Raw genomic sequence first — 21,721 nt, forward strand, 5'->3', positions numbered from 1 at the left:
TGTTTGCGCCGTACGCCGGAAGGAGACAACAGGAGTACGGGTTGTTGCAGTTCAGCGGCCCGCAGCGGGGAATCACTTGTTCTGGAAGGCTGTTGGCCATGGCCATTGCGCAGCCCGAACGGGGCGGGCTGCTGCCCGAGCGCACGGCTCCCTCTCGCGGCACTCTCGCCACCACCGCCTGCATGGAGACACTGCAGGTCGGCTATCTGCACGCCGTCGCGGCGGCCGCCGGCTGCTCGCTGTCCCAGCCCTTTCCCGACAACGGCATCGACTGGCACGTCAGCCACAGCGCGCCCGGGCACACGGTCGACGACGAGGTCACCATCAAGGTGCAGCTCAAGGCCACCTACCAGGTGCCGCCGAACCCACCCGGCCGCACCTTCTCCTTCACGCTCGACAACGATCACCTGGCGAAGCTCGCCCGCACCCCCGTGTCGGTGCACAAGATCCTGGTGGTGATGCTGGTGCCGCGCTCGCAGGACGTCTGGCTGCGCGCCGGCCACGACCGGCTCGACCTGAGGCACTGCTGCTACTGGACCAACCTCGCCGGACAACCGATCACCGGCCGGCGTCGCACCACCGTGCGCATCCCGACCTCACGCATCTTCGACGACCGGGCCCTCTGCGAGATCATGACGCGGGTCGGGACGGGAGGGAAACCGTGACGCACCGCCCGACCGAGGAGCCACTGAGGCCGGTACGGCCGCACCCCGTCGACACCACCTGGAGTGGCTCTCCGCCCGAGCCGCCCGAGCCCGTCGATGTCGACCCGGCCGTGCTGAGCGCCCTGCTGCGCCGGCACGGCTGGCGGCGGCGCGGCGGCGCCCCCGGACGCTACGGCCGCTGGACCCCGCCCGGCCCCGGCGGCAGCGCCACCAGCCTCCTGGTGCCCGAGAGCCGCGCCTTCCCCGACAGCGACGACCTGCTCGGCGAGGCCCTGCTCGCCCTGTCCCGCAGCGCCTCCCCCTCCGCCCGCGAGGTCCTCGTCTCCCTCGCCGTGCCCAGCGACGAGATCCGCTGGTGGCACGACGTCCCCGCCGGACCCGCCGGCGCGGCGTCCTGGACCGTCGAGGACCGGCTGCGCGGCGCCGCCCGCCGGATGCTGCTCGCCGCGGCCCTCGCCACCCGCGCCCGGGCCGGCTACCACGGCGCCCGTCACCGCCGCTCCGCCGCCGCGGCCCTGGAGAACGTCCTCGTCGGCTCCGCCACCGACGACCGGCTCACCGCCTTTGTGCCGGTCGCAGGCGGCCGCCCCCTCGCCGTACGCCTCCACCAGGCCCTGTTCGCCGCCCGGGAGGCCATCGACTACCAGCGGGCCACCGGCGGCATGGACGCCTTCGACGCCGCCGTCGAGGCGGGAGTGAGCCACGAGCTCACCGAGGCCCTGGTCGCCCTCGTCCGGGGCACGGAAGGCGCCCGGATCGCCGTCGAGTGGGCCCCGGCGGCCGGTGTGCCCGAGGGCTGCGCGCCCTCCGCCGAGCCCGTCGAGTTCTCGCCCGGAGACCTCGCCGTGCTGCGCGAGGCGGGCGCCCGCTACCTGCGCGAGGAACCCGCCGTCCCGGTGCGGATCACGGGAGCGGTGGTACGGCTGCGCAGATCCGGACCGCGCGGCGACGGCACCGTGCGGCTGCGCGTGCTGGCCGGGGCCGATGTGCCGAACGTCCGGATCACCCTCGACGAGGAGGCCTACCGGATCGCCGGGCACGCCCACCTTGTCGGACTCCCGGTGCGGGTGCAGGGGCGGCTGGAGAGCCGGGGCGGATTCCGCCGCCTCACCGGCGCCCACGGGATCGTCCCCGTACAGGTCGACGACGCCGAGCGGGACCGGCTGATGAAGGAGCTCCACGAGAACCTCGACTTCTTCGAGGAGGCCTGCGGAGGGGACTGCGGGGACTGATTTCGCGGAGGGGGGTCCCGGGTCGGTACGATCCTTACTCGTGCGCGCGCTCCGGTATGGCGCCGCAGCCCCCTTCAGTCAGGAGAGACCGGTGTCAGACGTCCGTGTGATCATCCAGCGCGATTCCGAGCGGGAAGAACGCGTGGTGACGACGGGCACTACGGCCGCCGAGCTCTTCGCCGGCGAGCGCTCGATCATCGCCGCGCGCGTGGCCGGCGAGCTCAGGGACCTGTCGTACGCCCTGTCCGAGGGCGACGAGGTCGAGGGCGTCGAGATCTCCTCCGAGGACGGCCTGAACATCCTGCGCCACTCCACCGCGCACGTCATGGCGCAGGCCGTGCAGGAGCTCTTCCCCGAGGCCAAGCTCGGCATCGGCCCGCCCGTCAAGGACGGCTTCTACTACGACTTCGACGTCGAGAAGCCCTTCCACCCCGATGACCTCAAGGCCATCGAGAAGAAGATGCAGGAGATCCAGAAGCGGGGGCAGCGCTTCTCCCGCCGCGTGGTGACCGACGAGGCCGCCCGCGAGGAGCTGGCCGACGAGCCCTACAAGCTGGAGCTGATCGGCCTCAAGGGCTCCGCCTCGTCCGACGACGGCGCCGACGTCGAGGTCGGCGCCGGTGAGCTGACGATCTACGACAACCTGGACGCCAAGACCGGCGACCTGTGCTGGAAGGACCTCTGCCGAGGCCCCCACCTGCCGTCGACCCGTGCGATCCCGGCGTTCAAGCTGATGCGCAACGCGGCCGCCTACTGGCGCGGCAGCGAGAAGAACCCCATGCTCCAGCGCATCTACGGCACCGCCTGGCCCACCAAGGACGAGCTGAAGGCGCACCTGGAGTTCCTCGCCGAGGCCGAGAAGCGCGACCACCGCAAGCTCGGCAGCGAGCTGGACCTGTTCTCCGTCCCGGAGCAGATCGGCTCCGGCCTCGCCGTCTTCCACCCCAAGGGCGGCATCATCCGCCGGGTCATGGAGGACTACTCGCGCCGCCGCCACGAGGAAGAGGGCTACGAGTTCGTCTACACCCCGCACGCCACCAAGGGGAAGCTCTTCGAGATCTCGGGCCACCTGGACTGGTACGCCGACGGCATGTACCCGCCCATGCAGCTCGACGAGGGCGTGGACTACTACCTCAAGCCCATGAACTGCCCGATGCACAACCTGATCTTCGACGCGCGCGGGCGTTCCTACCGTGAACTGCCGCTGCGCCTCTTCGAGTTCGGGACCGTGTACCGGTACGAGAAGTCGGGCGTCGTGCACGGCCTGACCCGTGCCCGCGGCTTCACGCAGGACGACGCGCACATCTACTGCACCCGCGAGCAGATGTCGGAGGAGCTCGACAAGACGCTCACCTTCGTCCTCGGCCTGCTGCGCGACTACGGCCTGACCGACTTCTACCTGGAGCTGTCCACCAAGGACCCGGAGAAGTTCGTCGGCTCGGACGAGGCCTGGGAGGAGGCGACGGAGACGCTGCGCCAGGTCGCCGAGAAGCAGGGCCTGCCGCTCGTCCCCGACCCGGGCGGCGCCGCCTTCTACGGCCCGAAGATCTCCGTGCAGACCAAGGACGCCATCGGCCGCACCTGGCAGATGTCGACCATCCAGCTCGACTTCAACCTGCCGGAGCGCTTCGACCTGGAGTACACGGGTCCGGACGGCGCCAAGCAGCGCCCCGTCATGATCCACCGCGCGCTGTTCGGCTCCATCGAGCGATTCTTCGCGGTGCTCCTGGAGCACTACGCGGGCGCCTTCCCGGCGTGGCTGGCCCCCGTCCAGGCGGTCGGCATCCCGATCGGCGACGCGCACGTGGAGTACCTGGAGAAGTTCGCCGCCGCGGCCAAGAAGAAGGGCCTGCGCGTCGAGGTCGACTCCTCCTCCGACCGCATGCAGAAGAAGATCCGCAACGCCCAGAAGCAGAAGGTGCCCTTCATGGTCATCGCGGGCGACGAGGACATGTCCCACGAGTCCGTGTCCTTCCGCTACCGCGACGGCTCGCAGGAGAACGGCATCCCCTTCGACGACGCCATCGCGAAGATCCTGAAGATCGTCGAGGAGCGCGCTCAGGTCTGATCACACGGCGCCAAGGCCCCCCGGGGAGATCCCGGGGGCCTTTGCCGTCCCCCCAGCTCGACGCCATATGCTGCACTGCATGACGAGTGAGCCGGAGCAGCAGCTGGGAGTAGGGACGCAGGACGCGTTCCAGCGACTGTGGACGCCCCATCGGATGGCCTACATCCAGGGCGAGAACAAGCCGACCGGCCCGGGCGCCGGCGACGGCTGCCCCTTCTGCTCGATCCCGGCCAAGTCCGACGAGGACGGGCTCGTCGTCCGGCGCGGCGAGCAGGTCTACGCGGTGCTCAACCTCTACCCGTACAACGGCGGGCACCTGATGACCGTGCCCTACCGGCACGTCGCCGACTACACCGACCTCACGGCGGGGGAGACCGCCGAGCTCGGCGAACTCACCAAGCAGGCGATGACGGCCCTGCGCACCGCCTCCGGCGCGCACGGCTTCAACATCGGCATGAACCAGGGCACGGTCGCCGGCGCGGGCATCGCCGCGCACCTGCACCAGCACATCGTGCCGCGCTGGGGCGGGGACACGAACTTCATGCCGGTGGTGGGGCACACGCGGGTGCTGCCGCAGCTCCTGGCGGACACCAGGAAGATGCTGGCGGAGGCCTGGCCGACGGCCTAGCCTGCGGGCAGTCGTGCCGCTGGGGCGATGGGGGTCCCCCCTGCTCGAGCGAAGCCGAGAGCTTGGGGGAGGGTGGGCGCAGGCGGCACCCCGCAGCGCCGGGCTGCGCCCCCACCCCGCTCAGCCGCCAGCGCCGGGCGACCTCACAACTAGGCGTCGTAGACGTCGGCCTTCTTCGGCGAAGCCTCCTGCACAGCCCCACTCAGCGCCGCCGACCTGGACCCGAACTTCTCCACGTCCACCCCGTTCTCCCGCAGCACCTTCAACGCCGCCGTATGCACCACACGCAGCACAGGCGTGGCCGCCCGCAGCGCGTCGTCGGCCATGAACCGGTGCCGCCACGGCTGGTCGGCCCACGCGTGCCGCAGACCGAACGGCTCCGGCAGCGTCAGACTCCCGCCGAGCCAGTTCAGCAGCGGCGGGTACCAGGTCAGCGGGGCGCGCGCGGCCAGCCGCACCACCTCGTCGGCGTCGATCAGCGGGAGCTTCACGGTGCGGGTCTCCCAGAACCGCAAGGCCTTCTGCACCGCCTTCTCCTTGGCCGCCGGCTTCTCGTTGAACAGCGGGTTGACAGGCCCCAGGGCGTGCCCGGTGACCTCGATGCGCAGCGTGTCGTGCAGCACGGTCACCGTGATCAGCATCGTGATCACCAGGTGGCCGTCCCACAGGGTCCACTGCACGCCCAGGTAGTGCCGGTCGCCGCCGCCGAACTGCTGCTTGTTGCAGATGTCCTGCACGGCGTGCGTACGGACCGTGTACGCGTCGACGTCCGTGCCGCTCGGCCGGGACACCTCCGTCGCCTTCTCGCCGATCGGCGTGACGATCCAGTGCGTGATGGACGGCTTGGGGAAACCGCCGGTGTTGATGGACGTACGCTCCAGCATGCCGAGACCGCCCTGGATCGCCACGATGACGTCCCAGCTGCGGAAGGGGTGGAAGTCCTTGCCCGGCTCGGCGGAGACCAGCTCCTCGGCCAGCTGCCAGCTGCCCCACCGCGTGCCCATGCCGAGTATGCCCTTGGGCCCGGCGTAGAAGACCGAGTTGGACCGCTGCTCGGCGGCGAGGCGGGCCAGCTCCTTGCGGACCTGCTCGGCCGCGTCACCGGGGTTGCCGGGGACGGCCTCGGGGATCTTGGCGCCGACGCCGCCGCCCGACAGCAGGCTCGACCAGCGCTCCCGCAGATCGCGGGCCGTCCGCTCGCAGATCTGCTTGGCCCAGAACCAGCCGACGACCGGCATGATGACCGCCGCGCGCCCGTACAGGGCCCAGAATCCTTCGAACGGCATGCGGATCAGGAACAGCACGGCGAGCGCGCCCACGGCGACCAGCAGCGTCGTGGCGAGTGCGCCCGCGCGCTTGTCCTCGCGCTTGGCCATGGTGGTGCGCAGGGTGAACACCAGCAGCCACACGAGGAAGCCGGGCAGGAAGAGCACCCCGCAGATCACCGTGATCGCCGCGAGCCAGTTGTCGCGGTCGCGGCGGATGCGGTGGGCCGCCAGGCAGTGCTCCACGACGACCTGGGGCTCGATGCCGAAGGACTGGATGACCGGCTTGCGCCCGGCACCCAGCATCCGGTCGATGACAGCGCGGGAGAAGGCCTCGCCGAACCTGGGGCGGAAGATCTTCGCCCAGGAGCGCGGGGGAGTCACCTTGGACTGGTGCCACTCGTTGTCGGCGTTCAGGATCTTGGTGACCTCGTCGTCCCGGTACGCCGCCGCGGCCAGCGCGTAGGTCGCCGCCGTCTGGCCGCTCGCACCCGCCAGAGGTACCTGGGCCCCCGGGCTGAAGTCGAATCCGTCCGTCACTGCCGCCCCCATCGCTGCCGCATCCGCATCTGCGGCCTTCCCGACTTCCGCGCTCCGCACACCTGTTGATCAGGTCATCAGCGTATCCGTCCGGACCGGCGAGCGGGGGCGGGCGGCCCGTCAAGCCGCCCGCCCCCGCGGAGGGGAGCTCCCATGAGGGCACTTGGTGGCGCCCGGCGCCAACTACGAGGCCATGCGCTCCTGTTCACGCACCCGGTCCGCGACCTGCTGCGGCATCGGCTCGTGCCGCGCGTAGCGACGGCTGAACCCCGCCGTGCCGTGCGCCATGGACCGCAGGTCGATCGCGTACCGGCCGATCTCGATCTCCGGTACCTCGGCCCGGATCAGGGTGCGCCCGCCGGGTGTCTGCTCGGTGCCGAGCACCCGGCCCCGCCGCCCCGACAGGTCGCTCATCACGGCGCCCACGAAGTCGTCGCCGACCAGCACCGACACCTCGGCCACCGGCTCCAGCAGATGGATCTTCGCGTCGGCCGCGGCCTCCCGCAGCGCGAGGGCCCCGGCTGTCTGGAAGGCGGCGTCGGAGGAGTCCACCGAGTGCGCCTTGCCGTCCAGGAGGGTCACCCGTACGTCGATGAGCGGGTATCCGGCCACCACTCCCTTGGCCGCCTGGGCCCGTACGCCCTTCTCCACCGACGGGATGAACTGCCGGGGCACCGCGCCGCCCACGACCTTGTCGACGAACTCGATGCCGGACCCGCCGGGCAACGGCTCGACCTCGATCTCGCAGATCGCGAACTGCCCGTGCCCGCCGGACTGTTTGACGTGCCTGCCCCGGCCGGCCGACTTGTCGGCGAACGTCTCGCGCAGGGACACCCGGTGGGGGACGACGTCGACCTGGACGCCGTACCGGCTGCGCAGCCGCTCCAGGGCGACGTCGGCGTGTGCCTCGCCCAGGCACCACAGGACCACCTGGTGGGTGTCCTGGTTCTGCTCGAGCCGCATGGTCGGGTCCTCGGCCACCAGCCGGGCCAGGCCCTGGGACAGCTTGTCCTCGTCCGGTTTGCTGTGCGCCTGGATGGCCAGCGGCAGCAGCGGGTCGGGCATCTGCCACGGCTCCATGAGCAGCGGGTCGTCCTTGGCGGACAGGGTGTCGCCGGTCTCGGCGCGGCTCAGCTTCGCCACGCACGCCAGGTCGCCCGCGATGACGTGCGACACCGGGCGCTGCTGCTTGCCGAACGGCGTGGACAGGGCACCGATCCGCTCGTCGACGTCGTGGTCCTCGTGCCCGCGGTCGGCCAGCCCGTGTCCGGAGACGTGGACCGTCTGGTCGGCGCGCAGGGTGCCGGAGAACAGGCGGATCAGCGACAGCCGGCCCACATACGGGTCCGAGGAGGTCTTCACGACCTCCGCGACCAGAGGAGCGTCCGGGTCGCACGGCTTGAGCTCGCGCGGCCTGCCGTCGATGGTCGTGACCCGCACCGTCTCGTGCTCCAGCGGTGTCGGGAAGCCCCGCGTGATCAGCTCCAGCAGTTCCAGGGTGCCGAGCCCCTGCCGGGCGCCCTCACCCGCCGGCGCGGCGGCCAGGACGGGGAAGAAGACCCCGCGCGCGACGGCCCGCTCCAGGTCCTCGATCAGTGTCTTGACGTCGACCGGCTCCCCGCCGAGGTAGCGGTCCATGAGGGTCTCGTCCTCGCTCTCCGCGATGATCCCCTCGATGAGCCGGTTGCGGGCCTCCTCGATCAGCGGCAGCTGGTCCTCGCCCGGCTCGGACTCCTTGCGCTCGCCGGTCGAGTAGTCGTACAGCTTCTGCGACAGCAGCCCGGTCAGCCCGGTCACGGGTGCGTGCCCGTCGGGCGCCTGGGGGCCGTGCAGCGGCAGGTAGAGCGGCAGGACCGCGTCGGGGTCGTCCGCGCCGAAGGCCTCCGCGCAGCTGCGGGTCATCTCCTCGAAGTCGGAACGCGCCGACTCCAGGTGCGTGACGACGATGGCCCGGGGCATGCCCACGGCCGCGCACTCCTCCCACACCATGCGGGTCGAGCCGTCCACGCCGTCCGAGGCCGAGACGACGAAGAGGGCCGCGTCCGCCGCGCGCAGACCGGCCCTGAGTTCACCGACGAAGTCGGCGTATCCGGGGGTGTCGAGAAGATTGACCTTGATGCCGTCCCACTCGACGGGCACCAGGGAGAGCTGGACCGAGCGCTGCTGCCGGTGCTCGATGTCGTCGTAGTCGGAGACGGTGCCGCCGTCCTCGACGCGGCCCGCCCGGTTCACCGCCCCCGCCGTCAGTGCGAGGGCTTCGACCAACGTGGTCTTGCCCGATCCGGAGTGGCCGACCAGCACCACATTCCGTACGGACTGAGGGTGGTCGGCCGCTAGTGCCCTGCCGGCGGCCCCAGGGTGGGTCTGTGCCTTGTCGCCCATGATCCTGCCTCCCGTGCACGGTGAGGTCACTGTGGGCGCGGACACGCGGAGTCCGCGTGCGGTGGCGGCTCCGGCGACGCCCGCGGTCATTCGACCTTCCCACTCCCGTCACGGTGCGTCCATACGAACGACGTGATCCCACCGCCCACCAGCGGCTCGCGGGTTCCCCCGAAAGGGGTCCGGGTGCCCGCACCTCGGCCACGCGCGCGCGTGACTACGATGGGCCAGCCGGTGGCCAGCAGGGGCCAGACGGCGACACCGACCCTCGGGAAGGCCATGCTGAACAAGTACGCGCGTGCATTCTTCACGCGTGTCCTCACACCGTTCGCCGCGTTTCTGATCCGGCGGGGCGTCAGCCCCGACACCGTCACGCTCATCGGTACCGCCGGTGTGGTCGCGGGCGCACTGGTCTTCTACCCCATGGGCGAGTTCTTCTGGGGCACGGTCGTGATCACGCTCTTCGTGTTCTCCGACCTCGTCGACGGCAACATGGCCCGTCAGCTCGGCCGCTCCAGCCGCTGGGGTGCCTTCCTGGACTCCACGCTCGACCGGGTCGCCGACGGCGCGATCTTCGGCGGTTTCATCCTCTGGTACGCCGGCGGGGGCGACGACCTCGTCCTGTGCGCCGTCTCGATCTTCTGCCTGGCCAGCGGCCAGGTGGTGTCGTACACCAAGGCCCGGGGCGAGTCGATCGGCCTGCCGGTCGCGGTCAACGGGCTGGTCGAGCGTGCCGAGCGTCTGGTGATCTCCCTGGTCGCGGCCGGGCTCGCGGGCCTGCACGCGTTCGGTGTGCCCGGCATCCAGTACCTGCTGCCCGTCGCCCTGTGGATCGTCGCCGTGGGCAGCCTCGTCACGCTGATCCAGCGGGTCGTCACGGTCCGCCGGGAGTCCGCCGAGGCCGAGGAGGCGGCGGGTGCCCAGGACGACGCGGCCCCGCGGGACAATGCGGCCGCGAAGGACAATGAGGGCAAGCAGCAGAACGCCTCCCACGGGAGCGAGGCGGCCACGTGAGCGCACAGGACCGGCTGACGGACGCGCTGTACGGCCTGGGCTGGAGCGCCGTCAAGAAGCTCCCCGAGCCGGCCGCCGCACGGCTCGGCCGGACCATCGCCGACCTGGCCTGGAAGCAGCGCGGCAAGGGCGTCCAGCGCCTGGAGAGCAACTACGCGCGCGTGGTGCCCGGCGCGGGCCCCGAGCGCCTCGCCGAGCTGTCCCGTGCGGGCATGCGCTCCTACCTGCGCTACTGGATGGAGTCGTTCCGCCTCCCGGCCTGGACCGAGGAGGAGATCCGGGACGGCCTCGACATCAAGGACCTGCACCGCCTCACCGAGGGCATGGCCGCCGGCAAAGGCGTCGTACTCGCCCTGCCGCACCTGGCCAACTGGGATCTCGCCGGTGCCTGGGTCACCACCCGGCTGGCCATCCCCTTCACCACGGTCGCCGAACGGCTGAAGCCCGAGACGCTCTACGACCGGTTCGTCGCCTACCGCGAGGGCCTCGGCATGGAGGTCCTGCCGCACAGCGGCGGCACCGCCTTCGGCACCCTGGCCCGGCGGCTGCGCGACGGCGGTCTGGTCTGCCTGGTCGCCGACCGCGACCTGTCCGCATCAGGCGTCGAGGTGGACTTCTTCGGCGACACGGCCCGGATGCCGGCCGGACCCGCCCTGCTCGCCCAGCAGACCGGTGCCCTGCTGCTGCCCGTCACCCTCTGGTACGACGGCCCGCACATGATGCGGGGCCGCGTCCACCCGCCCGTCGAGGTTCCCGAGTCGGGCACACGCGCCGAGAAGACGTCCGTCATGACACAGGCGCTGGCCGACGCCTTCGCCACGGGGATCGCCGACCATCCGCAGGACTGGCACATGCTGCAGCGCCTGTGGCTCGCGGACCTCGATCCAGCGAAGGGATCCACGTGAGGATCGGCATCGTCTGCCCGTACTCCTGGGACGTACCGGGTGGCGTCCAGTTCCACATCCGTGACCTCGCCGAGTACTTCCTCCGCCTCGGCCACGAGGTGTCCGTCCTGGCCCCGGCCGACGACGACACCCCGCTGCCGCCGTACGTCGTCTCGGCCGGGCGCGCGGTGCCGGTGCCGTACAACGGGTCGGTGGCCCGGCTGAACTTCGGCTTCCTGAGCGCCGCCCGGGTGCGCCGCTGGCTGCACGACGGCGCGTTCGACGTGATCCACATCCACGAGCCGACCTCGCCGTCGCTGGGCCTGCTGACCTGCTGGGCCGCCAAGGGGCCGATCGTGGCCACGTTCCACACGTCCAACCCCCGCTCCCGCGCGATGATCGCCGCGTACTCGATCCTCCAGGCCGCCCTGGAGAAGATCAGCGCCCGGATCGCGGTGAGCGAGTACGCCCGCCGCACGCTCGTGGAGCACCTCGGCGGCGACGCGGTGGTGATCCCGAACGGCGTCGACGTCGACTTCTTCGCCGAAGCCGAGCCCAAGGCCGAGTGGCAGGGCGACACGATCGGCTTCATAGGGCGCATCGACGAGCCCCGCAAGGGACTCCCGGTGCTGATGAAGGCCCTGCCGAAGATCCTCGCCGCGCGCCCGCAGACCCGGCTGCTGGTCGCCGGGCGCGGCGACGAGGAGGAGGCCGTGGAGTCCCTGCCGGCCGAGCTGCGCTCCCGTGTCGAGTTCCTCGGCATGGTCAGCGACGAGGACAAGGCCCGCTTCCTGCGCAGCGTCGACCTGTACGTCGCGCCCAACACCGGGGGCGAGAGCTTCGGCATCATCCTCGTCGAGGCCATGTCCGCCGGAGCCCCCGTCCTCGCCTCCGACCTGGACGCCTTCGCCCAGGTCCTGGACCGCGGGGCGGCCGGCGAGCTGTTCCCCAACGAGGACGCCGACGCCCTGGCCGACATGGCCGTACGGCTCCTGGCGGACCCGGAGCGGCGGGCGGAGCTGCGCAAGCGGGGGAGCGCCCACGTACGGCGCTTCGACTGGTCGACCGTCGGCGCGGACATCCTGTCCGTCTACGAGACGGTGACGGCCGGGGCGGCTGCGGTGGCCGAGGACGAGCGGACGACCGGGCTGTGGGGGCGGCTGGGGTTCGCCCGGGACTGACGCCGGGAGGGCGGGTCCCGCTTCTGACCGCACAGCGGAACCGCTGAGCACGGGCAGGGCGGGGTGAAGGCACGGCCCCGCCGTGCCGCTAGCCTTGCCGCCCGTGACCACCACTCTCATCTGGATCGCCGTCGCCCTCGTCGCGATCGGGCTCTATCTGAGCTGGACCGCCGGCCGGCTCGACCGTCTCCACGCCCGGATCGACGCCGCCCGGGCCGCCCTGGACGCGCAGCTGCTGCGCCGCGCCTCGGTGGCGCAGGAACTGGCGACGTCGGGGGTCCTGGACCCGGCCGCCTCGATCGTGCTGTACGAGGCCGCGCACGCCGCCCGGCAGGCCGAGGAGGAGCATCGGGAGGTCGCCGAGAGCGACCTGAGCCAGGCGCTGCGGGCCGTCTTCGGGGAGGCCCCCCAGGTGGAGGCGGTGCGGGAGGCGCCCGGGGGAGAGGAAGCGGCCCGGGAACTCACCGAGGCGGTCCGCAGGGTGCCGATGGCCCGGCGCTTCCACAACGACGCCGTACGAGCGGCCCGGGCCCTGCGCCGGCACCGCAAGGTGCGCTGGTTCCGCCTGGCCGGTCACGCACCCTTCCCGATGGCTTTCGAAATGGACGACGAGCCTCCGGCGGCCCTGGTGGACCGGGCCGCCTGAGCCCCGTTCACGTGCCGTTTCCCGGCCGTCCGCCGCAAAAGGATCCACAGCGTTCCCATTGGCCCTTGCTGTGGCCTGCTTCCCTCACGTTTCCTCGGTGCTGCAGAAACCCCCCTTTCCCCTCAGCGAGGTCACGCGTGTCCATCTCCGAAAACCAGGCTCCCGAGACCGGCACCGCCCGTGTGAAGCGCGGCATGGCCGAGCAGCTCAAGGGCGGCGTCATCATGGACGTCGTCACACCGGAGCAGGCGAAGATCGCCGAGGACGCGGGCGCCGTCGCCGTCATGGCCCTGGAGCGGGTCCCGGCCGACATCCGCAAGGACGGCGGCGTGGCCCGCATGTCCGACCCGGACATGATCGAGGGCATCATCGAGGCCGTCTCCATCCCGGTCATGGCCAAGTCCCGCATCGGCCACTTCGTCGAGGCCCAGGTCCTGCAGTCCCTCGGCGTCGACTACATCGACGAGTCCGAGGTCCTCACCCCGGCCGACGAGGTCAACCACAGCGACAAGTTCGCCTTCACCACCCCCTTCGTCTGCGGCGCCACCAACCTGGGCGAGGCCCTGCGCCGCATCGCCGAGGGCGCCGCGATGATCCGCTCCAAGGGCGAGGCCGGCACCGGCAACGTCGTCGAGGCCGTCCGCCACCTGCGCCAGATCAAGAACGAGATCGCCCGCCTGCGCGGCTACGACAACAACGAGCTGTACGCCGCCGCCAAGGACCTGCGCGCGCCGTACGAGCTGGTCAAGGAAGTCTCCGAGCTCGGCAAGCTCCCCGTGGTGCTGTTCTCCGCCGGCGGTGTCGCCACCCCGGCGGACGCGGCCCTGATGCGGCAGCTCGGCGCCGAGGGCGTCTTCGTCGGCTCCGGCATCTTCAAGTCCGGCGACCCGGCCAAGCGCGCCGCCGCCATCGTGAAGGCCACCACCTTCTACGACGACCCGAAGATCGTCGCCGACGCGTCCCGCAACCTCGGCGAGGCCATGGTCGGCATCAACTGCGACACCCTCCCCGAGACCGAGCGCTACGCCAACCGCGGCTGGTAAGGCACAGGAATCCATGAGCGACACCCCCGTGATAGGCGTCCTGGCCCTCCAGGGCGACGTACGGGAGCACCTCGTCGCCCTGGCCGCGGCCGATGCCGTGGCCAGGCCGGTGCGGCGCCCCGAGGAACTCGCCGAAGTGGACGGCCTCGTCATCCCCGGCGGCGAGTCCACGACCATCTCCAAGCTGGCCGTCCTGTTCGGCCTGATGGAGCCCCTGCGCGCACGCGTGCGGGACGGCATGCCCGTCTACGGCACCTGCGCCGGCATGATCATGCTCGCCGACAAGATCCTCGACCCGCGCTCGGGCCAGGAGACCATCGGCGGCATCGACATGATCGTGCGCCGCAACGCCTTCGGACGGCAGAACGAGTCCTTCGAAGCGGCCGTCGCCGTCCAGGGCGTCGAGGGCGACCCGGTGGAGGGCGTCTTCATCCGCGCCCCCTGGGTGGAGTCCGTCGGCGCCCGGGCCGAGGTGCTCGCCGAGCACGCCGGCCACATCGTCGCGGTCCGCCAGGGCACCGCGCTGGCCACGTCGTTCCACCCGGAACTGACCGGCGACCACCGCGTCCACGCCTTGTTCGTCGACATGGTGCGGGCGAACCGGACAGCCGAGTCCTTGTAGGATTCCTGCGTTCGTTGCTGAGATGGGTTACGCGAAGGAGACAGGCAGATGTCCGGCCACTCTAAATGGGCCACGACGAAGCACAAGAAGGCCGTCATCGATGCCAAGCGCGGCAAGCTCTTCGCGAAGCTGATCAAGAACATCGAGGTCGCGGCGCGGATGGGCGGCGCCGACATCGAGGGCAACCCGACGCTCTACGACGCCATCCAGAAGGCGAAGAAGTCGTCGGTCCCCAACAAGAACATCGACTCGGCGGTCAAGCGCGGCGCGGGCCTGGAGGCCGGCGGCGCCGACTACGAGACGATCATGTACGAGGGCTACGGCCCGAACGGTGTCGCGGTGCTCATCGAGTGCCTCACCGACAACCGCAACCGCGCCGCCTCCGAGGTCCGCGTCGCCATGACCCGCAACGGCGGCTCCATGGCCGACCCGGGCTCGGTGTCGTACCTGTTCAACCGCAAGGGCGTCGTGATCGTCCCCAAGGGCGAGCTGTCCGAGGACGACGTGCTGACCGCGGTGCTCGACGCGGGCGCCGAGGAGGTCAACGACCTCGGCGAGAGCTTCGAGGTCCTCAGCGAGGCCACCGACCTGGTCGCGGTCCGCACCGCCCTCCAGGACGCCGGCATCGACTACGACTCCGCCGACGCCAACTTCGTCCCGACCATGCAGGTCGAGCTGGACGAGGAGGGCGCCAAGAAGATCTTCAAGCTGATCGACGCGCTGGAGGACAGCGACGACGTGCAGAACGTCTTCGCCAACTTCGACGTCAGCGACGAGGTCATGGAGAAGGTCGACGCGTAACGCTGCCGAGAGCTGCACGGGCTCAACGGGCCGACGGGACACACCCGTCGGCCCGTCGCATTGTCAGCGGTACCCGATAGCCTGCACAAACACGTGAGCGAAGGAGGGGCGGTGCGCGTACTCGGGGTGGACCCCGGACTGACGCGGTGCGGTGTGGGCGTCGTCGAGGGGGTCGCGGGCCGGCCGTTGACGATGCTCGGCGTCGGCGTCGTCCGCACGCCCGCGGACGCCGACCTCGGCCACCGCCTCGTCGCCGTCGAGCAGGGCATCGAGCAGTGGCTCGACGAGCACCGGCCCGAATACGTCGCCGTCGAGCGCGTCTTCAGCCAGCACAACGTCCGTACGGTGATGGGCACCGCCCAGGCCAGCGCCGTCGCCATGCTCTGCGCCGCCCGCCGCGGGATCCCCGTGGCGCTGCACACCCCGAGCGAGGTCAAGGCGGCCGTCACCGGCAGCGGCCGGGCCGACAAGGCGCAGGTGGGCGCGATGGTGACCCGCCTGCTCCGGCTCAGCGCGCCGCCCAAGCCCGCCGACGCCGCCGACGCCCTCGCCCTCGCCATCTGCCACATCTGGCGCGCCCCCGCGCAGAACCGACTCCAGCAGGCCGTCGCCCTGCACACATCGAAAGGCCGGACGGCATGATCGCCTTCGTCAGCGGCACGGTCGCCGCGCTCGCCCCCGACGCCGCGGTCGTCGAGGTCGGCGGCGTCGGCATGGCCGTCCAGTGCACGCCGAACACGCTGTCCACACTCCGCATGGGCCGGCCCGCCAAGCTGCACACCTCCCTCGTCGTACGCGAGGACTCACTGACCCTGTACGGCTTCGCCGACGACGACGAGCGGCAGGTCTTCGAACTGCTACAGACCGCCAGCGGTGTCGGTCCCCGGCTGGCCCAGGCCATGCTCGCCGTGCACAGTCCGGACGCACTGCGCCGGGCCGTCGCGACCGCCGACGAGAAGGCCCTCACCGCCGTCCCCGGCATTGGCAAGAAGGGTGCGCAGAAGCTGCTCCTGGAACTGAAGGACCGGCTCGGCGCCCCGGTCGGCGCACCCGCCGTCGGTGCGCCGGTCAGCACCGGCTGGCGCGACCAGCTGCACGCGGCCCTGATCGGTCTCGGCTACGCGACCCGCGAGGCCGACGAGGCCGTGACCGCCGTGGCCCCGCAGGCCGAGGCCGCCGAGGGCACGCCCCAGGTGGGCCAGCTGCTGAAGGCGGCCCTGCAGACGCTGAACCGCGCCCGATAGTCCGTACCGAGATTCCGAGGCACACTCCATGAACTGGGACGACACGACCGACGCCGATGCCGCCGAGGGGCTCGTCGGTCCCGACGCGGAGCGGCTGGTGGACTCCGTCGCCGACCGTGAGGACCAGGCCGTCGAGGCCGCCCTGCGCCCCAAGGACCTGGACGAGTTCATCGGCCAGGAGAAGGTCCGCGAGCAGCTCGACCTCGTACTGCGCGCCGCACGCGCGCGTGGCGCGACGGCCGACCACGTGCTGCTCTCCGGTGCCCCCGGCCTCGGCAAGACCACCCTGTCGATGATCATCGCGGCCGAGATGGGCGCCCCGATCCGCATCACCTCGGGCCCCGCCATCCAGCACGCCGGCGACCTCGCCGCGATCCTCTCCTCCCTCCAGGAGGGCGAGGTCCTCTTCCTCGACGAGATCCACCGCATGTCCCGGCCCGCCGAGGAGATGCTGTACATGGCGATGGAGGACTTCCGCGTCGACGTCATCGTCGGCAAGGGTCCCGGCGCCACGGCCATCCCCCTGGAGCTGCCCCCCTTCACCCTGGTCGGCGCCACCACCCGCGCGGGCCTGCTGCCGCCCCCGCTGCGCGACCGCTTCGGCTTCACCGCACACATGGAGTTCTACGAACCGGCCGAACTGGAGCGGGTCATCCACCGCTCGGCCGGCCTCCTGGAGGTAGTGGTCGAGCCCGAGGGCGCCGCCGAGATCGCCGGCCGCTCCCGCGGCACGCCTCGTATCGCCAACCGCCTGCTGCGCCGCGTCCGCGACTATGCGCAGGTCAAGGCCGACGGGCTGATCACCAGGGACATCGCGGCGGCGGCCCTCGCCGTGTACGAGGTGGACGCGCGCGGCCTCGACCGCCTCGACCGGGGCGTGCTGGAAGCCCTGCTCAAGCTGTTCGGCGGCGGACCGGTCGGCCTCTCCACGCTCGCTGTCGCGGTCGGGGAGGAACGTGAGACCGTGGAGGAGGTCGCCGAGCCCTTCCTCGTGAGGGAGGGCCTGCTGGCCCGCACCCCCCGCGGCCGGGTCGCCACCCCCGCCGCATGGGCGCATCTCGGCCTCACCCCGCCACGCTCCCAGAGCGCCGGAAACGGACAAGGGGACCTGTTCGGGGCGTGACGGCGCCGTCACGGCTCCGGGGCGGCGAGGTCAGTGGCCGGAGCAGGAACCCCGGTGCCATGCTGAGCGTTGTTCCATGCGCGCGGACTCGCTTAGACTCCGCCGATGCCGCCTTTGTCGGCGGCGTACACACCCCCAACCATCTGGCCGCTCACAGCGCGGTCGTGTGAAGGAAGTACCGACCCGTGAGTCTCCTGACCCTCCTCCCGTTCATCGTGCTCATCGGGGCCATGTTCCTGATGACCCGATCGGCCAAGAAGAAGCAGCAGCAGGCCGCCGACATGCGGAACCAGATGCAGCCCGGCAGCGGTATCCGCACCATCGGGGGCATGTACGCCACGGTCAAGGAGGTCAACGAGGACACCGTCCTCGTCGACGCCGGACCCGGCGTCGATCTCCTCTTCGCCAAGAACGCCATCGGTGCCGTCCTCACCGACGACGAGTACAACCGCATCGTCCACGGCGTCGAGCACGACCTGAAGTCCGACGCCGACATCGTCCCGGACGACGCCTCCTCCCTCACCGAGACCGACGCCTCCGCCGCAGACGCCCCCGCTGACGACAAGGCCGTCGACCTCGGCAAGAAGGACGCGGCCGATGAGCCGGCAGCCGACGAGGCCGCCGAGGCGAAGACGGACGCAGAGCCGAAGAAGACCGACGGCGACTCCGAGGCGAAGTAGTCGTGTCCCGGGGTGCGCGGGCCCGGCCCGCGCACCCCGGGACACGCCCAGCTCGCACGGAATCCCGACACCATGTCATGGCCGCCCGTCCGCCGATCCGGAGCGAGGTGGCCCGAGAGGGAGTACGAGAAGGTGGCCACACCTAAAAAGGGCAGGAACGCGAGCGCCCAGAGCAAGCCGGGGCGCTCGCTGGCCCTGATCCTGATCGCCATCGTGGCGCTCACCGGTGGGATGTTCGCCTCGGGGCACACGAAACCGCGTCTCGGCATCGACCTGGCCGGCGGTACGAGCATCACGCTCCGCGCGGTCCCCGAGGCCGGCAACGAGGCGGCGATCAACAAGACCAACATGGACACCGCCGTCTCCATCATGGAGCGCCGTGTCAATGGTCTGGGCGTCCAGGAGGCCGAGGTCCAGACACAGGGCCGGGACAACATCATCGTCAACATCCCCAAGGGCACGAACTCCGAGCAGGCCCGCAAGCAGGTCGGCACCACCGCCAAGCTCTACTTCCGCCCGGTCCTCGCCACCGAGGTCTCCGGCGGCGGCACGGCCAGCCCCTCGCCGAGCCCCACGGGGAGCCCTTCGGACCAGCCGTCCGGCAAGGCCACCGACAAGCCCGAGGCCACCGACAAGGGCTCCGCCTCCCCGTCTGCCTCTCCCACCACGCAGGGCCGCGCGGTCACCGACGCGCTGAAGGCCGACGCGACGCCCTCCGCGAGCGCCTCGGGCGGGGCGAAGGCCAGCCCCTCCGCCTCCGCGACCGGCGGCGCCGCGGGTGACGACCCGAGCAAGCTCCAGGAGCAGTACGCCAAGCTCGACTGCACCGACGAGAAGACCCGCTCCACCGTGGGCGACGGCGTCAAGGCCTCCCAGTCCACCCTGGCCTGCGGCAAGAACGCGCAGGGGCAGTGGCAGAAGTACATCCTCGGCCCCGCGGAGGTCGACGGCACGGACGTCGACAAGGCCCAGGCCGTCCTGAACACCCAGACGGGTGCGGGCTGGACGGTCACGATGGACTTCACCGGCGCGGGTGGCAAGAAGTTCGCCGACGTCACCGGCAAGCTGGCGCAGAACCAGTCGCCGCAGAATCAGTTCGCGATCGTCCTCGACGGCGACGTGGTCTCCGACCCGTACGTCAGTCAGGCCCTGACCGGCGGCAACGCGGAGATCTCCGGCAACTTCAACCAGCAGTCCGCCCAGGAACTCGCGAACATGCTGTCGTACGGTGCGCTGCCGCTGACCTTCAAGGTGGACAGCATGACGACGGTGACCGCCGCGCTGGGCGGTGACCAGCTGCAGGCCGGTCTGATCGCCGGCGCGATCGGTCTCGCGCTGGTCGTCATCTACCTGCTGGCGTACTACCGCGGCCTGTCGTTCATCGCGATCCTCTCGCTGCTGGTCTCCGCGGCCCTCACCTACACGCTGATGTCCCTGCTCGGCCCGGCCATCGGCTTCGCGCTGAACCTGCCGGCCGTGTGCGGTGCCATCGTCGCGATCGGCATCACCGCGGACTCGTTCATCGTGTACTTCGAACGCGTCCGCGACGAGATCCGGGAGGGTCGCACGCTGCGTCCCGCCGTGGAGCGGGCCTGGCCGCGCGCCCGGCGCACCATCCTGGTCTCCGACTTCGTGTCGTTCCTCGCCGCCGCGGTGCTGTTCATCGTCACCGTCGGCAAGGTCCAGGGCTTCGCGTTCACGCTCGGCCTGACCACCCTGCTGGACGTGGTCGTCGTGTTCCTCTTCACCAAGCCGCTGCTGACGCTGATGGCCCGCCGCCCGTTCTTCGCGAACGGCCACAAGTGGTCCGGCCTCGACCCGAAGAGCCTGGGTGCCCAACCGCCGCTGCGCCGCACCCGCCGTCCCTCCGCCCCCATCGAGACGAAGGAGGCGTGAGATGTCGAAACTCGGCAACCTCGGCGCCCGGCTGCACCGCGGTGAGATCGGCTACGACTTCGTCAAGAACCGCAAGATCTGGTACGGCCTGTCGATCCTGATCACCATCACGGCCATCGTGGGCCTGGCAGTCCGCGGCCTGAACATGGGCATCGAGTTCCAGGGCGGCGCCGTCTTCAACACCCCTAAGAACACCAGCGTCTCCGTGTCCCAGGCGGAGGAGTACGCGGAAGAGGCCTCCGGCCACGACGCGATCGTGCAGAAGCTCGGCGACGGCAGCCTGCGCATCCAGGTCGCCGGTATCGACACCGGCGCGGCCAACGAGATCAAGAACACCCTCGCCGACGACCTCAAGATCGACTCGGAGCAGATCAACGCCGAACTGGTCGGTCCCAGCTGGGGCGAGCAGATCGCGAACAAGGCCTGGCAAGGCCTCGGCATCTTCATGGTCCTGGTGGTGATCTACCTCGCGATCGCCTTCGAGTGGCGCATGGCCGTGGCCGCGTTCGTCGCACTGATCCACGACATCACCATCACGGTCGGCATCTACGCCCTCGTCGGCTTCGAGGTCACACCGGGCACGGTGATCGGTCTGCTGACCATCCTCGGCTACTCGCTCTACGACACGGTCGTGGTCTTCGACAGCCTCAAGGAACAGACCAAGGACATCACCAAACAGACCCGCTGGACCTACAGCGACATCGCCAACCGCTCGATCAACAGCACCCTGGTCCGCTCCGTCAACACCACGGTGGTCGCACTGCTGCCGGTCGCGGGCCTGCTGTTCATCGGTGGCGGTGTCCTCGGCGCCGGCATGCTGAACGACATCTCGCTGTCGCTGTTCGTCGGCCTCGCCGCCGGTGCGTACTCCTCGATCTTCATCGCCACGCCGCTCGTCGCCGACCTCAAGGAGCGCGAGCCGGCGATGAAGGCCCTGAGGAAGCGCGTCCTGGCCAAGCGGGCCCAGTCCGCCGCCACGGGCGACACCCAGCCCCAGAGCGATGACGAGGCGTACGCCGACGAGCCCGAGGACGCCGCACCCGCGGTGGTCGGGCCGCGCAACCAGCCCGCCTCCCGCAGCCGCGGCCGCGGCCGCCCCTCGGGGAAGCGCCGATGACCGACATCAGGGAGCTGCTGCTCAGCCGCATCCGCGACGTGGCCGACTACCCGGAGCCGGGCGTGATGTTCAAGGACATCACCCCGCTCCTGGCGGACCCGGCGGCGTTCACCGCCCTGACCGACGCCCTCGCCGAGATCGCCGAGCGCGCCGGCGCCACCAAGGTCGTCGGCCTGGAGGCCCGGGGCTTCATCCTCGGCGCCCCGGTCGCCGTCCGCGCCGGCCTCGGCTTCATCCCCGTACGCAAGGCGGGCAAGCTCCCCGGAGCCACCCTCGGCCAGGCCTACGACCTGGAGTACGGCTCGGCGGAGATCGAGGTGCACGCCGAGGACCTCACCGCCGAGGACCGCGTCCTGATCGTCGACGACGTCCTCGCCACGGGCGGCACCGCCGAGGCCGCGGTCCAGCTCATCCGCCGGGCCGGCGCCGAGGTCGCGGGTCTCGCCGTCCTCATGGAGCTCGGCTTCCTGAGCGGCCGCGTCCGTCTGGAGCCGGCACTGAACGGTGCCCCGCTGGAGGCGCTGCTCACGGTCTAGCCACCGTGCGGCGCCCCGGTGGGCACCGGCACGACACCGCGCAGGCGGGCCCGGACGACCCGGTGCCCGCCTCGTGCGTTTCCCGGGTAGACCGGCCTCACATTGGCCTGAAGGCGATCCCGGGGCCCAGGATCGCTACCATGGGTGCTCCGGAGCC

General features: G+C 71.0%; 20 protein-coding genes. 18 read left to right on the forward strand and 2 right to left on the reverse strand.

Annotated elements, in window-relative coordinates; all coding sequences use genetic code 11:
• The first annotated feature begins 98 nt into the window (after positions 1-98).
• The 4 genes from G3I77_RS28615 (at position 99) to G3I77_RS28630 (ending at position 4,593) form a co-directional block, all read left to right on the forward strand.
• The gene (locus G3I77_RS28615; protein ID WP_248508192.1) at positions 99-665 is read left to right on the forward strand and encodes a DUF4365 domain-containing protein; all 567 of its coding nucleotides are present in this window, start codon (positions 99-101) and stop codon (positions 663-665) included.
• Positions 662-1,897 carry a hypothetical protein gene (locus G3I77_RS28620; RefSeq protein WP_248508193.1) on the forward strand — a complete coding sequence of 412 codons (1,236 nt, stop codon included), beginning with the start codon at positions 662-664 and terminating at the stop codon, positions 1,895-1,897. Before G3I77_RS28615 ends, G3I77_RS28620 begins: the two co-directional genes overlap by 4 nt.
• A gap of 91 nt (positions 1,898-1,988) precedes the next feature.
• Entirely contained in the window at positions 1,989-3,965 is a 1,977-nt protein-coding gene (gene thrS / locus G3I77_RS28625) for a threonine--tRNA ligase (RefSeq protein ID WP_248508194.1), read from the forward strand.
• 67 nt (positions 3,966-4,032) lie between these two features.
• Positions 4,033-4,593, forward strand: a complete 561-nt coding sequence (locus G3I77_RS28630; RefSeq protein ID WP_031104476.1) for an HIT domain-containing protein — start codon at positions 4,033-4,035, stop codon at positions 4,591-4,593.
• Between the two features lie 149 nt (positions 4,594-4,742).
• On the opposite strand, the gene G3I77_RS28635 is transcribed toward G3I77_RS28630, so the two are convergent.
• Together G3I77_RS28635 and G3I77_RS28640 are read right to left on the reverse strand one after the other, a co-directional pair.
• A complete protein-coding gene (locus tag G3I77_RS28635) occupies positions 4,743-6,410 on the reverse strand; it encodes a hypothetical protein (protein WP_248508195.1) in 1,668 nt (555 codons plus the stop codon).
• Between the two features lie 171 nt (positions 6,411-6,581).
• Positions 6,582-8,780 (reverse strand): elongation factor G-like protein EF-G2, encoded by a 2,199-nt coding sequence (locus G3I77_RS28640; protein WP_248508196.1) that lies wholly within the window; start codon positions 8,778-8,780, stop codon positions 6,582-6,584.
• Positions 8,781-8,999: 219 nt separating this feature from the next.
• On the opposite strand from G3I77_RS28640, the gene pgsA reads away from it, so the two are divergent.
• The 14 genes from pgsA (at position 9,000) to G3I77_RS28710 (ending at position 21,564) form a co-directional block, all read left to right on the forward strand.
• Entirely contained in the window at positions 9,000-9,791 is a 792-nt protein-coding gene (gene pgsA / locus G3I77_RS28645; RefSeq protein ID WP_248508197.1) for a phosphatidylinositol phosphate synthase, read from the forward strand.
• A complete protein-coding gene (locus G3I77_RS28650; RefSeq protein ID WP_248508198.1) occupies positions 9,788-10,696 on the forward strand; it encodes a phosphatidylinositol mannoside acyltransferase in 909 nt (302 codons plus the stop codon). The genes pgsA and G3I77_RS28650 overlap by 4 nt, the downstream gene beginning before the upstream one ends.
• Complete coding sequence (locus G3I77_RS28655; protein WP_248508199.1) at positions 10,693-11,856, forward strand: glycosyltransferase family 4 protein; 1,164 nt, start codon at positions 10,693-10,695, stop codon at positions 11,854-11,856. The genes G3I77_RS28650 and G3I77_RS28655 overlap by 4 nt, the downstream gene beginning before the upstream one ends.
• A 103-nt stretch (positions 11,857-11,959) precedes the next feature.
• Positions 11,960-12,502, forward strand: a complete 543-nt coding sequence (locus tag G3I77_RS28660) for a hypothetical protein (protein ID WP_248508200.1) — start codon at positions 11,960-11,962, stop codon at positions 12,500-12,502.
• Positions 12,503-12,639: 137 nt separating this feature from the next.
• A complete protein-coding gene (gene pdxS / locus G3I77_RS28665; protein WP_215122607.1) occupies positions 12,640-13,545 on the forward strand; it encodes a pyridoxal 5'-phosphate synthase lyase subunit PdxS in 906 nt (301 codons plus the stop codon).
• Between the two features lie 13 nt (positions 13,546-13,558).
• Complete coding sequence (pdxT, locus tag G3I77_RS28670; RefSeq protein ID WP_248508201.1) at positions 13,559-14,167, forward strand: pyridoxal 5'-phosphate synthase glutaminase subunit PdxT; 609 nt, start codon at positions 13,559-13,561, stop codon at positions 14,165-14,167.
• 48 nt (positions 14,168-14,215) lie between these two features.
• Positions 14,216-14,968, forward strand: coding sequence for a YebC/PmpR family DNA-binding transcriptional regulator (locus tag G3I77_RS28675; protein WP_248508202.1), 753 nt, complete (start codon positions 14,216-14,218; stop codon positions 14,966-14,968).
• A gap of 111 nt (positions 14,969-15,079) precedes the next feature.
• On the forward strand, positions 15,080-15,610 hold the full coding sequence (gene ruvC / locus G3I77_RS28680) for a crossover junction endodeoxyribonuclease RuvC (protein WP_248508203.1): 531 nt from the start codon (positions 15,080-15,082) through the stop codon (positions 15,608-15,610).
• On the forward strand, positions 15,607-16,212 hold the full coding sequence (ruvA, locus tag G3I77_RS28685; protein WP_248508204.1) for a Holliday junction branch migration protein RuvA: 606 nt from the start codon (positions 15,607-15,609) through the stop codon (positions 16,210-16,212). Before ruvC ends, ruvA begins: the two co-directional genes overlap by 4 nt.
• Before the next feature lie 28 nt (positions 16,213-16,240).
• Positions 16,241-17,335 (forward strand): Holliday junction branch migration DNA helicase RuvB, encoded by a 1,095-nt coding sequence (ruvB, locus tag G3I77_RS28690; RefSeq protein ID WP_248508205.1) that lies wholly within the window; start codon positions 16,241-16,243, stop codon positions 17,333-17,335.
• A gap of 185 nt (positions 17,336-17,520) precedes the next feature.
• A complete protein-coding gene (gene yajC / locus G3I77_RS28695) occupies positions 17,521-18,015 on the forward strand; it encodes a preprotein translocase subunit YajC (protein WP_248508206.1) in 495 nt (164 codons plus the stop codon).
• 132 nt (positions 18,016-18,147) lie between these two features.
• Positions 18,148-19,911 carry a protein translocase subunit SecD gene (gene secD / locus G3I77_RS28700; RefSeq protein ID WP_248508207.1) on the forward strand — a complete coding sequence of 588 codons (1,764 nt, stop codon included), beginning with the start codon at positions 18,148-18,150 and terminating at the stop codon, positions 19,909-19,911.
• Position 19,912: 1 nt separating this feature from the next.
• Positions 19,913-21,028, forward strand: a complete 1,116-nt coding sequence (gene secF / locus G3I77_RS28705; protein ID WP_248508208.1) for a protein translocase subunit SecF — start codon at positions 19,913-19,915, stop codon at positions 21,026-21,028.
• Positions 21,025-21,564 (forward strand): adenine phosphoribosyltransferase, encoded by a 540-nt coding sequence (locus G3I77_RS28710; protein ID WP_248508209.1) that lies wholly within the window; start codon positions 21,025-21,027, stop codon positions 21,562-21,564. Before secF ends, G3I77_RS28710 begins: the two co-directional genes overlap by 4 nt.
• The last annotated feature ends 157 nt before the right edge of the window (positions 21,565-21,721 follow it).

The organism is Streptomyces sp. D2-8 (assembly GCF_023184515.1).
Taxonomy (GTDB): Bacteria; Actinomycetota; Actinomycetes; order Streptomycetales; family Streptomycetaceae; genus Streptomyces.